Here is a 14,724-nt window from a genome sequence, read left to right on the forward strand (position 1 = left end):
CCGGTTCGATTGCCAACCATTCTGCGCGGCGCGCGTCGCCGTTCGCAGCGCATCCTCGCGTCGCGGGGCGCCTCGGGGCCGCGGCGCGCCCGGCGCCGGCGCCGTCTAGCCAGGTGGCACGTGCTTGTCCACTCCGCGGCGATCCGCGCACAAAACTTAGGACCGGGCCGCGCGCTGCCTAGCATCCGTCGGCGGATGCCCGGACTGTCACTTGTCGCCGACAACACCCGTTGCTCATCGGAGCCCGAGCGCACGTCGCTGCACGATGTGCTCGACTTCGTCCTGGAGGGGGCGCGCAACGCGCCTCCTCCGCTCGATGGAGCGGCGCTGCCGCTACGCGCCGAGACCGAGGCGCTGCCGCTGCTCTGCGAGCTCGCCGAGGCCGCGGCGGAGCTCGCCTCCGGACGCCGCGCGCGCGCGGTCGTGCGCCTGTGCCTCGAGCCCGACCCCTGGGAGCTCGGGCTGGAGCGCGTGGGCCGCGACCTCCTCGTCACCGTCTTCCAGGGCGGGGACGTGCCCGAGGTCGCCCTGCACGAGCGGCGCTTCGACGGCGAAGCGCTCTGCGCGCGCCTCCTCGCGGCCATCGACCGGTTCGCCTCGCGCAGGGGCCCGGGCGCGCGCCGCGACGCCGCCTTCGCCGAGAACGACGCGGATCTCGGCGGGATCGGCGAGCAGCGGCTCCCGGCCGCGCGGCGGTGCCTCGCGGCCTCCCTGCCGTTCTCGCCCGACGAGGCGGGAGGAGAGCCCGCGATCGTGGGCGTCGAGCCGACCGGCGAGATCCCGATCGCCATCGCGGCCGAGGCGCTCCTGCGCACGTCGCAGGGCGCGGCGCTCACGCAGCCGGCCGTGCTCCGGGCCGACCTCTTCTCGCTCCTCTTCCGGGGCAAGATCCGCGTGCTCGTGGGCGAGGAGGCGCGGGAGCTGCCCGACGTCTTCGTCTTCCCGTTCGCCGAGCAGCTCGCGTCGCTGTCGCTCGAGTCGCTCGACGCGTGGGCGCGACGCCAGCCCTACCACCGCCGGCTGACCGTCGGCGGCGCGATCCTCGGCGTCCGGCTGCACAGCGAGGGGGCGCTGTCGCTCACGCTCGGCGTGCCCCGCGTGGGCCGCGTCCCCTCCGCGGATCCCCGCGCGCCCGGCGCTGGCCGCGTCCCCTCGTTCGCGGCCGCCGAGGAGCGGGCGCAGACCTGGACCTTCCCGGCCGTCGACGTGGCGGCGCTCGCCCAGGGCGTGGTCGCGTTCGGGCGGGCGCTCGCGCGCAGCCTGGTGCGCCGCGATCGCGGGCAGACGTCGAACCTGCGCCTGTTCGAGTTCCGGGCGCGCGTCCGCGCGCTCTCCGAGCGGCTCCGCGAGCTCACGCGCAACGACGCGAAGATCAACGTGGCCCCGGAGACGTACCGCGCCTTCGCGGCCGCGGCGCGCCCGCAGGCCGCGGCCGAGGACACGTTCGGGCGGACGCGCCTGCGCTTCACGGCCCGGTGGATCGCGGCGATCCCGTCGCTCGATCTCCGCGCCACCTTCCTCTGCGGCGACGTGCTCGTGGTGGGCTCGACGCGCGAGCTGACGTGCATCGATCGGCGCACCGGCGAGTGCCTGTGGCGCAAGCCTGCGCCGCGCGCGGTCTCGGTGATGACGCCGGTCGGCCTCGGGCGGCTCCTGCCCGACGGCACGCTGCAGCTGCACGATCTGTCGAGCGGCGAGGTCGCCTGGTCGACGCGGCTCTCGCCGCGCGTGGGCGCGAACGCCTCGGGCGCGGTGGTGAGCGGCCCCGGGCTGCCGCGGATGCTCATCGTGAGCGAGGGGACGCGCCACCTCGCGGCCGTGGACCTCTACTCCGGCGAGGTGCGCTGGCGCTACGCCGCGCGGCGCGGCGAGAACTTCCGGCTCCGCCGCGCGGGCAAGCTCGTCCTCGTGGGCAGCGGCGAGCCGGCCCTCGCGGCGCTCGACGTGCTGAGCGGCGAGGTCGTGTGGCGCTTCTGCGACCGGCTCCCGTTCGCGTCGCCGGTGGCGGTCGATCACGACGCGCTCTTCGCGCTGGCGGGCGACGGCGCCTTCGTCGGCCGCGGCGGGGCGCGGCTGCACCACCTCGACCCGTGGTCCGGCGAGGCGCGGTGGACGGTCGATCTGCCGAAGCACGTGGCGCCGGTCGGCGCGCCGCTGCTCGGGCCCGAGACGGTGTGCGTGGTGACCCACGGGCGGCGCGGCACGGGGCTCGTCGGGATCGATCGCCGCACCGGGGCGACGCGCTTCGACCTGACCGCGTGCGCGTCGACGGCCTCGTGCCTCATGGTGGACGATGTGGTCGTCGTGAACAGCGAGGCAGGCGAGATCGTCGGGGTCGGCGCGCACGACGGCGCGGTCCGGTACCGGCACGTCATCGCGGGCGGCGTCGAGGGCGACAGGCCGCGGCGCCTCGAGCCGGTGCTCCGCTCGGGCGCGCTGTTCGTGCCGCAGAGCGAGGTGCACGTCGTCCGGCCGCGCGACGGCGCGCTGCTCGGCAAGGTGCCGACGGACCTCATCCCGGATCTCCTGCGGGTCGACGAGCGGTGCGACGTCTACGTGGCCGAGGAGAGCGGCCACCTCGCGGCCTTCTCCGCGGCCCCGCGGCTCAGCCTCGTCCAGTAGCGGTCGCCGCGGCGGCGCGCGTCAGCGCGGCCGCCGCGCCGGCTTCCAGATGAGCTCGAGCGTCACCTGGGTGACGCCGTCCTCGATGAGCCCGATCCGCTCGGCGGCCCTGCGCGACAGATCGATGATCCTGCCGCGCTTGAACGGGCCGCGGTCGTTGATCCGCACGCGCACGCGGCGGCCGTCCCGGCGGACCACGTCGACCACGGCGCCGAAGGGCAGCGTCCGGTGCGCGGCCGTGAGCGCGCGCGGGTTGTAGCGCTCGCCGCTCGCGGTGCGGCGGCCGGTGAACTTGTCGGCGTAGTAGGTGGCGCGCCCGCCCTGGATCGGCGTCCCCTTCGCCGCGCTCCGCGCGCTCGCGGGCGCGATCGGCGTGGAGACGCCGTCGATGTCGTCCGGATCGTCGTCCTCGGCCTGGTGCCGCGGGGGCGCCGGCGGGGTGCTCGGCGCGACGCCGAGCGCGATCGGCGCGTCGGCTCCCGTGCGGGGCGCTGCAGGCTGGTGAGCGGAGCAGGCGGGGGTGCAAAAGAGGAGGAGGAAGGCGAGCGTCCTCGCCACGCCGCGGCGTCCACCGGGCGTCATCACGTCGCCTCCGGCGCGGCGCGATCGGCCGACGAGGGGTCGAGGTCGGCCGCGGGCGAGGTCACCGCGGCGACCAGGGCCAGGGCCGAGGGCTCGCCGCTCCCCGCCCCGTCCGCGGACGGCGCCGCCTGGGGCCTGGCCTTGGCCCGCACGAACCCGGCCAGCTCGCGGAACGGCACGCCGGTCGGGCAGATCCTCTCCTTCTCGGCGAGCACCTCCTCCGGCACGTGCGCGAGCGCGAGCGCCGCGGCGTCGAAGTCCGGCATGCTCCGCGACGACGCGAGCACCACGGTCATGAGGCCGCGGTAGGCCCCCCTGGAGGCCGCGATGCGCTCGGCCTCCCCGAGGTCGCAGCGCCCGCACGCGATGCAGCGGGAGAAGCGGGGCAGGGCCGCGCGCTCGGCGGGCGAGAGCGGCGGCAGGCCATCGGCGTCGTAGTTCTCGCGGAAGAGCGCGAGCCCGCTCGGACCGTCGTCGAAGAGACGGCGCACCGCGACCTTGAGGAACGACCACGCGAGGACCGCGAGGGCCAGGGCACGACCGGAGAGCACGATCCGTCCATAACCCGAAACAGGCCCCCGCGCCGAGCCGATGCGCGCGGGGTCTCCAGATCGGCGCCGGGCGCGTGAACCCGCGTTAACAGCGCCTCGGGCACGCGCAGGTCCGCGGCGACCCGCCGCCGCTGCGATGACCCCTGCGACGCGCGCTCGTCGCCCGAGCTCCGCGGCTCCGGAGATCGCGCGCCGCGCCGGCGCTCCGCGGCGGATCGCGCGACGACGGCCGCCGCCGGGCGAGGACGCCGCGCAGCGACGCCGCGCCGTCGCGCATCGGTCCTCGCTGGCACGTCGGGTGCACAGGAGCGAGGCATGCCCAACGACTTGCTTCTCTGCGACAACGGACGCTCCGAAGACCTCGGCGACCTCGCCGAAGGTGCGCTGGTGGAGGCGATGATCGCGGGGGACGAGCGCGCCTGGCGCGCCTTCCACGCCGGCTACGATCGGCTCGTCCACCGCTGCATTAGCGGCGTGATCGCCCGCTTCTCCGCTGTGGTCGCGCAGGACGACATCCGCGACATCCACGCAACGCTGCTCGTGCAGCTGCTCTCGAACGACATGCGCAAGCTGAGGACCTTCGACGCAGGCCGCGGCGCGCGGCTGAGCTCCTGGATCGGCACGCTCGCCGTCCACTGCGCGTACGACCATCTGCGATCGAGGAGGCGCGCGCCGCGCTGCGCCCCGCTCGACGACGCGGCGGTCGAGCTCCCCTGCGAGCGCCCGTCGCCGCAGGAGCACGCCGAGCGCCGCGAGCGCGCCGCGCTCGTGGGGCGGGTGCTCCACGCGTTCTCCAACAAGGACCGCGAGTTCGTCGCGCTCTACTTCGCCGAGGGCCTGCCCCCGGAGCAGATCGCGGCGCGGATGGGGATCAGCGTGAAGACGGTGTACTCGAAGCGCCACAAGATCCAGAGCCGCCTGGAGGCGATGCTGTCCAGCGTCAGCCTCGCGGCGTGACGTGTCCCTCCCCCGAAGGGGGCTCGGCGGCCGTCGGCCCTGTGGTATGAGCCGGGGAGGATGGCTCGCCCGCCCTGCACCTCCTCCGCGCTCCCGCTCATCGCGGCCGCCGCCCCGCTGCTCGGCGCGTGCGGCGGCGGCGACGGAGATGCCCCCGCGATCCCCCTCGCCGACGAGCGCGGCGGCGGCGCGCGCGTCGCCGAGATCGTCGGCGACGCCGGCTGGCTCGACCCGGAGGACGAGGAGAGCCGGCGCTGCGCCGCGCCGCCCGCTCGCCGCGCCCACGTCACCGGCGCCACCCTCGTCGCCATCGACCGCTTCGACGAGACCGGCGAGGGCGCGCGCGGCAACCACTACGTGCAAGACAGCGCCGACAAGCCCGTCCCCTACTCGGGGATGACGGTCTTCCAGCCCGCGTTCGACCCCCCGGATCTGCGGCTCATCCCCGGCGACGTCGTCGACGTGCTCGGCGAGCTCACCGAGTTCCTCGGCCCCTCCGCCGGCCGCTTCGGCGGCTGCCGCACCTTGCCCGAGCTCGGCGGGACCATGAGCTTCCGCTTCGAGGACCGCCCCGCCGTCCCGATCCACGTGCCGCTCGACGACCTGAGGGGCTACGCGTCGGCGCGCCCGTACATCGGCATGCTCGTGCGGGTCGAGGGCGTCAGCATCGCCGGCGACCCCTCGAGCCGCGACGGCCGCTACGCGGCGTCGATCGACGTCGGGACCGGCGTGCGCCCCGCCGACGTCCCGCGCCTCTCGAACGAGCTCTACGATCTCGAGCGCGAGGGGCCGCCGCTCGCGGACGGCGCCTCCTTCCGGTCCGTCACCGGCGTGCTCACCTACTTCTACGGCTTCAAGATCGCCCCGCGTTGCCCGGCCGATTTCCAGCGGGAAGGCGCGCCGCTGCCCTCCGACGACGCATGCGCTCCCTGAGGCCCGCGCTCCTCTCGCCGCTCGTCCTGCTCGCGGCCTGCCAAGGCGCGGCGCCCGGCGGCCCGTCGGCGCCGGGGCACGCCCTCGCCTCGACGCCCGAGGGCAGCGTCGGGCGCATCGAGGTGCGCCACCTCGACGCCCGTCCGCGGCTCGCGCTCGTCTCGCGCGACGGCGATCCCGCGCCCGCGCTCGTCGCCTCGGTCGCGACCGATCTCGGCTCGGTCGCGACGACGGCGCTCGCCAGCGTGGTCGAGGCGCGCCTGCTCGCCGCCGGCTTCGACGTGGACGCGCGCATCGACCGCGGCGCCTTCCGCGTGCGCTTTCTCGTCAGGGACGCGGCGCGCGTCGCGCCGTTCCTGCGCGCGCTGTCGGCGGCGTTCGCGCAGCCCATCGCGTCGGGCAGCCCGGAGGTCGCCCGGGCCGCGGAGCGGGCGCAGGCGCTCCGATCGAGCCCGCTCGACGCGCCGGAGCTCTCGCCGATCGCGGCCTGCACCGGCCAGCTGGGCCTCGCGGGCGCCGAGCCCGTGGTCGATCTGGCGACGCCCGCGGGCGCGCGGGAGCTCGAGGGGTGGCGCGCCGCGGCGCTGCACGCCGGGCGCACCTCGATCGCCGCCGTCGGCCCCGCCGCGTTCTGCGAGGAGGCGGCGCGCGCGGCGGAGGGCATCGACGCCTGGCCGGCGGGCGGCCCGCCCACGGACCCCTGGCCCGCAGCGGACACGGTCGGCGTGTACACGACGAACCAGCTCGGAGGGCGCGCCGCCCGCGTGACCGTCGCCGCGCGCGTCGCGAGCCCCCAGGCGGCCGTCGCCGCGGCGGAGCGGCTCGGCGCGCCGGGGTCCCCGCTCCGCGCGCGCCTCTCGGCGCTCCCCTCCCCGTTTCGCGCCGTCGAGGTGCTCGGGGTCGCCCGCCCGCGCGGCGGCTGCGTGAGCGTGACCATCGAGGCCGCCGATCTGCCCACGGCCCCGCCCCTCGAGGCCTCGGCGGCGCTCGCGGCCGCGGTGGCGCGGCAGGAGATCCGCCGCGGCCTCTCGGCGCCGGCGCACCCCGACGTCGCCACGCGTCAGGTCCTCACCGCGCAGGACCCTCGCGACGCCGGCGCGCGCGCCGCGTGGTGGGCGCTCTCGGGGAGCGCCCCGGGCGCGCCGCCGGAGCGGTGGGCGACGGCGCTCGGCCTCCCTCCGAGCGCCGACCCGCCGAAGCCCGCGGCGCCGGGCGAGGCCGGCGCTCGGCGCTTCGAGGCCGAGCTCTCGCGCGCGCTCGCGCCGGGAGCCCAGCCCTCCCTGGAGCGGCGGGCGCTGGTCGAGCGCGGGCAAGGCGAGGTCTGGGTCCTGCTCGGGAGCCCGTGCGGCGTCGCCGAGGAAGGGCTGTACGACGCCGGCGCGACGGCGCTCGCCGCGCTCGCCGCCGTGCAGACCCGGCGGCGCGAGCTCGACGTCACGATCGAGCCGTGGGTCACGGCGGATGCCGTCGGCGTGATCGCGCACGCGCCGTTCCGCGACGAGCGCGAGACCCCGGCCGAGCTCGGGCGCCGGGTGGCGAACGCCGCCGCGCGCACGGTCGCGGCGACGACGCTGGGCCCCGAGGCGCTGACGCTGGCGCGCGCCGCGGCGCTCCAGCACCTGGAGCACCTCTCCGGAGGGCGGGCCGCGGCGCTCGAGGCCTTCGCCTCCGCGATCGCGCCCGACCACCCGTCCTGGATCGAGCCGTTCGGCGTCTGGGACCGGGTGGCGAGCGGCGCGCTCGAGACCGTGCAGCTCCGCTGGCAGGCCCTCGCGACCGGCCCGCTCCGGCTCGCCGTCCTCGCGAACGCCGACGCCTCCCAGGCGGCCGCCGCGGCGGAGGCCGCCGAGCGCTGGCTCGCGCCGCGGCTCACCCCGCGCGGGTGCGGCTCACCGGACGGCGCGGTGGTGCCCCGGCCCGGTCACCACGACGCCCGCCTGCCGGCCGGGGCGGCCCTGTCGCAGGCCGTCGTCGGCGCGCGGCTCCCTGCGGCGCGCGAGGCCTCTCCCACGGCGCGCGAGCTCGCCGAGCTCACGGCCTTCGCCCTCAACGGCGAAGGCGGACTGCTCGCGGCCGCGCTCTCTCCCGCGGCGAGCACGGCGTCCCCGGCTCCAGCCAGCGCGGCGCCGGCGAAGCGGCCGCTCGCGGCCCGCGCGAGCGCGCGCGTCCTCGGCGGGACACGCGCCGCGGCGCTCGCCGTCGAGCTCAGGGCGGAGGCCGGCGAGCTGAGCGAGGCCTCGGCCCGCGTGAAGGAGCTCCTCGCCGGCCTGGCGCAGCGGGTGACCGACGCCGATCTCGGCCGCGCCGAGGCCCACCTCACCCGGCGGGAGCGCGACGCGCTCGCGGAGCCCAGGCGCCGGCTCATCCACCTGTTCAACGGCCGCCCCTCCCGCGCGGCCGCCCCGAAAATCACGCTGGCCGCATGGCGCGCCTTCCTGGCGGGCGCGCTCGGCGCGGACGCTATCGTGACTGTCGAGGCCCGGCCCGACTGATCACTCCCCGCCGTCGAAGTCGCCCGCGTCCTCGAGCTCTGCCGGCCGCCCGGCGCTGGTCGCGTCGAGGCCCTCGTCATCAGCGTCGCCGTCCGCGCACGTGGCCTCGTCCTCGTCCTCGTCGACCTCTTCCTCGTCCTCGTCGTCGTCCGGCTGGGTCAGCACGGGGAGCCGGCGCTTGCCGACCGGACCCTCGTCGACGTAATCGCGCAGCGCCGACATGTCCTTCAGCGCCTCTAGCTTCGCGAGCGCCTTGACCTCGACCTGGCGGATCCGCTCGCGGGTCAGGTTCATGATCGCCCCGACGTCCTCGAGCGTCGTGCCGCCGCGATCCGCGACGTCGAGCGCGCACGTCTCGTTCATGTCCCAGACCTCGAGATCGGGGAAGTTCAGCTTGATGGCGCCCGTCCTGGCGGAGACGTCGAGATAGAGGTGGTGCTGGCACGAGACGTACGGGCACGGCCTCGGACCGTCGACGCACTCGGCGCGGGCCCGCGGCTTGTAGTAGTCGGTCTCGGGGTAGAGCATCCGGCCGATCTCGAGCTCGCGCTTGGTCATGCGCTTGACGCTGATCGTCCGCGCCCGGATCTCGCGCTTGCGCCGCGACCTGCGCTGCTCGCGCGTGATGGCGTTCCCCGACTCCGCGGGGTCGACCTGGAGCGCGAGCGCGCCCTCCACGACGGGCTCCGTTGAGCCCGCTGGGTCGCGATCGCCCTCCGCCGCATCCGCACCGTCCAGGCCGAAGATCTCGAGCTCGCTGTCAGACACCGTCGCCATGCGCTGCCTCCGTTTGGTAGCGTCTCCGCTCTCAAGCGCGCGCGTCTCTCCCCGTACGTCCGAGTCCCAGCTCGAACGCAGAGGGATCCGCTCTTTAGCCCGACGTAAAGCCGGATGCCGTCCCTAAAAAATTGCGACGAAACGAGCCGATGCCCGTCCCGTCGATCGCATCAAACCCAGGTGGGGCCGCGCCCGCGGCCCCATGTACTTCACGACGACGAAAGCCCCGCGACTCGGCCCCTCAAGAGGAAGCCGCCTGTTTCGTGAGCCGCGCTTGCGCCATCAAGCGCTCTTCTATCAACGCCAGCTTGGAGACGAGCTCCCGCGCGAGCGACTCTGCGCTCGCGAGGTCCTGGGCTATCGCCCTGCCGCTCGTCTCGCTCCGCCTCTCCTTGGCGGCATCCCTGAGCGCATTGAAGACCTTGGTCATCGTGCGCTCGAGCTCCTCGATATCACCTCTCACGAACAGGAATTCACGCTGGATCTCTTCGATGGTGTAGTCCTGGGCCATCATCTCTTTGATGCGCTGAACCTGGCGGACTACCGTGGCCGGATACATCCCCTGCGAGCCCTGGTGCTTGCCCTTGCGCCCCACCCGCACACTTCGCGGGAGCAAGCCGAGCTGCACGTACTTCCGGAGCGTCGCCTCGCTGAACTTGATGCCATGAGCCGCGAACAGCTCGAGGATATCGCTCGAAGTGATCCCCTGGGCGTGCTCCCGCTCGATGCGATCAAGCACCTCCTCAGGGATCCTCTGCACCGGTCCTCCCATCGATCGCCGGAGGCCCTACCCAACCGACGCGGGCGACTCTATTCCACTGAATGGAATACAGTCAATTGACGCGACTACGATTATTGTGTGGCTGTCGCGAGACGCGGTGCTTTGCCGGGGTTCTTGACATACCTCGGACATTTTTCGTCCGTAGGAGCGACGCGTCGGCCCGCCCGGCACGGCGCGGGTCGGGGGCCGGGGTGGGAAAAAAACGACGCGCGGTGCAATGGGTGCGAGCAGGGGGGCGCCCGACACCCAGCGGGGCTCGTGCAGCGGCATGCCCCGTACCCTGACACACATCGGTCCTTTCAGACAAAAGGGCTGATAGTCTCGCCGCCACCATGGCCAAAGCCCTCGCCAGCGAGGGTCGGGGCTCGGCCTCTCCCGCCGCCCCCCGACCCGTCGAACGCGTCATCAGGGATGTCACCGCCCGGGGTGTCAGGATGCGGGTCCTGGTCGCCGGCGCGGGCAACGGCCCGGCGCTGCTGCTGATCCACAGCTTCCTCGTCAGCCACCTGGAGTTCGATGACGTGATCGACACGCTGGCCCAGCGGTTCCACGTCATCGCCCCGGACCTCCCGGGCTTCGGCGAGAGCGAGAAGCCGAGCCCGGCGCGGTACGCTTACGGCATCGAGACGTTCTCCGAGGCCGTGGCCGACCTCATCGCCGCCTTCGGCGTCGGCCGCGCGCACCTCGTCGGCCACGCGATGGGCGCCGCCGTCGCGATCACGCTGGCCGCCAACCACCCGGAGCTCGTGCAGCGGCTCGTCCTGGAGGACGCGCTCTGTTACCCGTTCCCGATGAGCTTCAAGATGAAGCTCCCGCTCCTGCCGGTCGTGGGCGGCATCGTCTTCAAGCAGCTCCACGGCCGCGGCACGTTCCGGTCGTACTTCCGCGACGACGTGTTCCGGGCGGACGCGGCCGTGCCGCTGTCGCGCGTCGACCGGCACTACGATCTCTTCAACGCCCCCTCGGCGCGCGAGAGCGCCCACGCGGTGATGCGCGCGGTGCTCGACGCGCGCCCCGTCGTGGCGCGCCTTACCCGGATCACGGCGCCGACCCTCGTCGTGTGGGGGCGCGACGATCGCATCTTCCCGGCGGCGAGCGCGCAGCGGCTCGCCCGCGAGATCTCCGGCGCGATGCTCGAGATCATGGACGCCGGGCACTCGCCCCACGAGGAGCGGCCGGGGGAGTTCGTCGCGCTCGTAACGCAATTCCTCGAAGGGAAGCGGTGACGGCGGCGGCGCGCTGGGCTCGGCTCTCGCGCGGCGCGGCGCGAGCGGCCGGGCGCGCGGGGCGCGCCGTCCTCGGCGAGGACGCGGCGCGGCGGTTCCTCGGGGACCGCTCGGCGCTGCTCGGGCTCGGGATCGTCGCGCTGCTCTCGCTGTTCGCCGCCGTGGGGCCGGCCGTCATCCCCCACGACCCGAACGCGAGCGACTTCACCCTCGCCCGCGACGCCTCCGGCGCGCCGCCCGGGCCGTCGGCCGCCCACTGGCTCGGGACGGACCCGCTCTTCCGCGACCTGCTCGCGCGCCTCGCGCACGGGGCGCGGCTCTCCCTCGCCGTCGCGCTCTCGTCCACGGCCCTCGCCACGGGGCTCGGCGCGCTCGTCGGCGTCACGGCCGGCATGGCCGCCGGCACGCGGGCGGACGCGCTCGACGGCGCGCTCATGCGGCTCGTCGACGTGATCCTCGCCCTGCCGTACCTCCTGTTCGTGACCGCGATCGGCGTCGCCGTGGGGCGCGCGGACGTGGGGACGATCCTGCTCGTGCTCGGCCTCACGGGGTGGACCGGGGCGGCGCGGGTCGTCCGGGCCAAGACCGCAGAGCTCGCGCAGCGCGATTTCGTGGCCTCGGCGCGCGCGCTCGGCGCGGGGCCGCTGCACATCGTCCGGCGGCACGTCCTGCCGAACGTGGGCGGGACGCTGCTCGCGCTCGCGACCATCAGCGCCGGGCAGATGATCCTCGCGGAGGCCGCCCTCGGCTACCTGGGCGTCGGCGCGCAGCCGCCGACCGCGACCTGGGGCCGCATGCTGCACGAGGCCGAGCCGTACCTCGGGGTAAGGCCGCTGCTCGTGGCCGCGCCGGGCTTCGCCATCGTGCTCGCCGTGCTCGGCTTCCACCGCGCGAGCGAGGGGCTCCGCGACGCGCTCGATCCGGCCGGCGCGGCGCTCCCGCGCGGCCGCCGCCTGCCGGTCGATCTGCTCGTCGCGGGCGCGGCGCTGCTCCTGCTCTCGGGCGGCTCGACGGGCGGCGTCCGCGCGCCCCTCGGCGGCGAGCCGGCGCCCGGCGCGCCCGTGCGCGGCGGGACGCTGCGCCTCGCGACCACGGTCAACGCGCGCGCGCTCGATCCGGCGATCGCCTACGACGAGCTCTCGAGCACCGTCGCGGAGCTCGTCTTCGCCCGCCTCGTCACGTGGGACGAGGGCGGCCGCATCACGCCCGATCTCGCGCGCGCGATCGAGGTGGAGCGCGGCGGGCGGACGTACGTCTTCACGCTGCGCGAGGGCGTGCGGTTCCACGACGGCGCGGAGCTCCGCGCCGCCGACGTGAAGCGCTCGATCGAGCGGACGCTCCACCCGAGGACGCCGAGCCCGGGCGCGAGCCAGTACGACATGATCGAGGGCTTCGCCGAGTACCACGCGGGCGCGGCGCCGCACCTCGCCGGCGTGCGGGTGCTCGGCGATCACGCCGTCGCGATCGATCTGCGCGCGCCGGACGCGACGTTCCTGCCCCTCATGACGCTCGCGTTCATGGCGCCGGTGTGCCCCTCGTCCGGGGCCACGGTCGACGCGGCGAGCCCGCCGCCGCCGTGCGGCGCCGGCCCGTTCCGCGTCGCGCGGTGGGACCCGGACGGCGGCATCGGGCTCGCCCGCCACGAGGGGTACTTCCGCCCGGGCCTGCCGTACCTCGACGCCATCGCGTGGCAGACCGGCGTGCGCGCGACGACCCAGCGCTACAAGTTCGAGGAGGGCGAGCTCGACGTCCTGCGCGATCTGACCGCGATCGACGCGGCGGCCTACCGCGCCGCGCCCGGGTGGGAGGGGCGCAGGCGCTGGGTGACGCGGGACAGGACGAACGCCGTCTTCCTCAACACCGAGCTCGCGCCGTTCGACCAGCTCGCCGTCCGGCGCGCCGTCGCGTTCGCCCTCGACCCCACCGTGCTGGAGAAGGTGCGCCCCGATCTGCTCGCGCTCGACCGGGTGCTGCCGCCGTCGATCCCGGGCCCCCCGCGCGACGCGCCGATGCGGCAGCACGACCTCCCGCGCGCGCTCGCGCAGATGGCCGAGGCCGGCTACCCGTACGACCCGGCGACCGGGAGGGGCGGCTACCCGGGCGTCATCGACTACATCGCGGTCCCGGACACGCTGGAGCAGGCGATCGGCGAGATCGTCCAGCAGCAGCTCGCCAGGATCGGCCTCCGCGTCCGCCTGCGGCTCGTCAGCTGGGCGACCTACCTCGCCGAGGCCTCGCGGCGCCGCGCCGTCCCCATGGGCTGGGTCGGTTGGCAGGCCGATTTCCCCGACCCGGCGAGCGTCTTCGAGCCGACGCTCTCCACGCGCGCCATCCGCGACGAGGGCTCGCAGAACTACGCCTTCTTCAGCGACGAGGAGCTCGATCGCACGCTCGACGCCGCCCACGCCGAGCAGGATCGCGCGCGGCGCCTCGCGCTCTACGACCGCGCCGAGCGCATCGTCCGCGATCGCGCGCCGTGGGTGCCCACGTACACGGCGCGGCAGCTCGAGCTCTGGCACCCCTACGTGCGCGGCCACGAGGGCGCCGCCGCGCTCATGTCCCGCCTCCACGAGGTCTGGCTCGACCCGTCCGCGCGGCCCGCGGCCGGCGGAGGGCCGCGCGCCGCCGCGCCACGAACCGCGACGCCGCTCCGCGCGCTGCTCGCGCGCGCGGCCCTCCCCCGATGAGCACCACGCGCGCGCGCCGTGCCTCCACGCCCCGCCCGGGCCGCGCCTCCGCGGTGGGCTCCGCGCTCGCGCGCCTGCTCCGGCGCCTCGGCTGGGCCGCGATCGTCATCGCGGGGGTCACCGCCGTCTCGTTCGGGATAGCGTACCTGCTCCCGGGAGACGCCGCGCGGATGCTCGTCGGGCCGCAGGCCTCGGCGGCGGACCTCGAGCGCGCGCGGGCCATCCACGGGCTCGATCGCCCGGTCCCCGTGCAGTTCGCGCGGTTCGTCCGGCGGCTCGTCCACGTCGGCCCCGCGGGGGTCGGCGACGGCGGAGCCCCTGGCGCCCGCGCGGGCGCGCGGGCCGATCCGGAGCACCGCAGCTGCGCGGCGGGGCCGCTCGGCCTGCACGTCGACCTCGGCTACAGCTTCCATTACCGCAAGCCGGTCGTGGACCTGCTCGAGGCGAAGGTGCCGCGATCCGTCGAGCTGGCGCTGGCCGCCCTGCTGGTGCAGCTCCTGCTCGGCCTCTCGCTCGGGATCGTCGCGGCGATCCGCCGCGGGACGGCCTGGGAGGACGCGGCGCTCGGCGCCACCCTGCTCGGCGCGAGCGCGCCGACCTTCGTGATCGGCCCCGCGCTCCAGTACGTGCTCGCCTACAAGCTCCAGCTCTTGCCCTACGACGGGTACGGCGTCACGGCGGCCGATCACCTGCGCTCCCTCGTCCTGCCGGCGCTGACGCTCGGCGTGTTCGGCAGCGCCCTCTACGCGCGCATCGTCCGCGAGGAGCTCCGGACGCTGCTCCGCCAGGACTTCATCCGCACCGCGCGGGCCAAGGGCGCCTCTCGCCTGCGCGCGCTCGTCGTCCATGCGCTGCGCAACGCGCTCTTGCCGCTCGCGACGCTCGCCGCGCTCGACCTCGGGGCGCTGGCGGGCGGCGCGATCGTCACGGAGAAGCTCTTCCGCTGGCCCGGCGTCGGGAGCATGGCGGTCGAGGCGCTCCAGAACCGGGATGGCCCGCTCATCGTCGGGACGGTGCTCTTCTCCGCGGCGGCCATCGTGCTCGCCACCGTGGCGCTCGATCTCGCGGCCCTGGCCCTCGATCCCCGGCTCAGGTCGCGGTCGCGCTGAGCGCGGA

11 protein-coding genes are annotated in these 14,724 nt (G+C 75.5%); 7 read left to right on the forward strand and 4 right to left on the reverse strand.

Annotation, left to right across the window (positions count from 1 at the left end; translation table 11 throughout):
* Nucleotides 1–195 precede the first annotated feature (195 nt).
* Complete coding sequence (locus WMF11_RS20425) at nt 196–2,622, forward strand: PQQ-binding-like beta-propeller repeat protein (protein WP_437910095.1); 2,427 nt, start codon at nt 196–198, stop codon at nt 2,620–2,622.
* Nucleotides 2,623–2,643: 21 nt separating this feature from the next.
* On the opposite strand, the gene WMF11_RS20430 is transcribed toward WMF11_RS20425, so the two are convergent.
* Nucleotides 2,644–3,204, reverse strand: a complete 561-nt coding sequence (locus WMF11_RS20430; RefSeq protein WP_437910097.1) for a septal ring lytic transglycosylase RlpA family protein — start codon at nt 3,202–3,204, stop codon at nt 2,644–2,646.
* Nucleotides 3,204–3,755, reverse strand: coding sequence for a hypothetical protein (locus tag WMF11_RS20435; protein WP_437553987.1), 552 nt, complete (start codon nt 3,753–3,755; stop codon nt 3,204–3,206). Before WMF11_RS20435 ends, WMF11_RS20430 begins: the two co-directional genes overlap by 1 nt.
* 315 nt (nt 3,756–4,070) lie before the next feature.
* Between WMF11_RS20435 and WMF11_RS20440 the strand changes: the two genes are divergently transcribed.
* The 3 genes from WMF11_RS20440 to WMF11_RS20450 are packed head-to-tail and all read left to right on the forward strand — an operon-like array spanning nt 4,071 to nt 8,137.
* A complete protein-coding gene (locus WMF11_RS20440) occupies nt 4,071–4,712 on the forward strand; it encodes an RNA polymerase sigma factor (protein ID WP_437910099.1) in 642 nt (213 codons plus the stop codon).
* A gap of 60 nt (nt 4,713–4,772) precedes the next feature.
* Entirely contained in the window at nt 4,773–5,645 is an 873-nt protein-coding gene (locus WMF11_RS20445) for a hypothetical protein (protein ID WP_437978639.1), read from the forward strand.
* Nucleotides 5,633–8,137 (forward strand): hypothetical protein, encoded by a 2,505-nt coding sequence (locus WMF11_RS20450; protein WP_437978640.1) that lies wholly within the window; start codon nt 5,633–5,635, stop codon nt 8,135–8,137. The genes WMF11_RS20445 and WMF11_RS20450 overlap by 13 nt, the downstream gene beginning before the upstream one ends.
* Here WMF11_RS20450 and WMF11_RS20455 read toward each other — a convergent pair whose 3' ends face one another.
* Both WMF11_RS20455 and WMF11_RS20460 read right to left on the reverse strand, forming a co-directional pair.
* Entirely contained in the window at nt 8,138–8,914 is a 777-nt protein-coding gene (locus WMF11_RS20455; protein ID WP_437978641.1) for a sigma factor-like helix-turn-helix DNA-binding protein, read from the reverse strand.
* Between the two features lie 241 nt (nt 8,915–9,155).
* Entirely contained in the window at nt 9,156–9,674 is a 519-nt protein-coding gene (locus tag WMF11_RS20460) for a MerR family transcriptional regulator (protein ID WP_437300694.1), read from the reverse strand.
* 455 nt (nt 9,675–10,129) lie between these two features.
* On the opposite strand from WMF11_RS20460, the gene WMF11_RS20465 reads away from it, so the two are divergent.
* Genes WMF11_RS20465 through WMF11_RS20475 form a run of 3 tightly spaced genes read left to right on the forward strand, consistent with a single transcriptional unit; the run spans nt 10,130 to nt 14,717 of the window.
* Nucleotides 10,130–10,921, forward strand: coding sequence for an alpha/beta fold hydrolase (locus tag WMF11_RS20465; protein ID WP_437553997.1), 792 nt, complete (start codon nt 10,130–10,132; stop codon nt 10,919–10,921).
* Entirely contained in the window at nt 10,918–13,608 is a 2,691-nt protein-coding gene (locus WMF11_RS20470) for an ABC transporter substrate-binding protein (protein WP_437978642.1), read from the forward strand. Before WMF11_RS20465 ends, WMF11_RS20470 begins: the two co-directional genes overlap by 4 nt.
* The gene (locus tag WMF11_RS20475) at nt 13,605–14,717 is read left to right on the forward strand and encodes an ABC transporter permease (protein WP_437910108.1); all 1,113 of its coding nucleotides are present in this window, start codon (nt 13,605–13,607) and stop codon (nt 14,715–14,717) included. The genes WMF11_RS20470 and WMF11_RS20475 overlap by 4 nt, the downstream gene beginning before the upstream one ends.
* Nucleotides 14,718–14,724: the final 7 nt, after the last annotated feature.

Source organism: Sorangium sp. So ce295, assembly GCF_051527405.1.
GTDB classification, from domain to species: Bacteria; Myxococcota_A; Polyangia; order Polyangiales; family Polyangiaceae; genus Sorangium; species Sorangium cellulosum_B.

Coding starts and splice junctions, on each gene's coding strand:
- WMF11_RS20450 (WP_437978640.1), top strand. CDS start 5,633: ATGCGCTCCCTGAGGCCCGCGCTCCTCTCGCCGCTCGTCCTGCTCGCG.
- WMF11_RS20445 (WP_437978639.1), top strand. CDS start 4,773: ATGGCTCGCCCGCCCTGCACCTCCTCCGCGCTCCCGCTCATCGCGGCC.
- WMF11_RS20475 (WP_437910108.1), top strand. CDS start 13,605: ATGAGCACCACGCGCGCGCGCCGTGCCTCCACGCCCCGCCCGGGCCGC.
- WMF11_RS20430 (WP_437910097.1), bottom strand. CDS start 3,204: ATGACGCCCGGTGGACGCCGCGGCGTGGCGAGGACGCTCGCCTTCCTC.
- WMF11_RS20455 (WP_437978641.1), bottom strand. CDS start 8,914: ATGGCGACGGTGTCTGACAGCGAGCTCGAGATCTTCGGCCTGGACGGT.
- WMF11_RS20440 (WP_437910099.1), top strand. CDS start 4,071: ATGCCCAACGACTTGCTTCTCTGCGACAACGGACGCTCCGAAGACCTC.
- WMF11_RS20465 (WP_437553997.1), top strand. CDS start 10,130: ATGCGGGTCCTGGTCGCCGGCGCGGGCAACGGCCCGGCGCTGCTGCTG.
- WMF11_RS20425 (WP_437910095.1), top strand. CDS start 196: ATGCCCGGACTGTCACTTGTCGCCGACAACACCCGTTGCTCATCGGAG.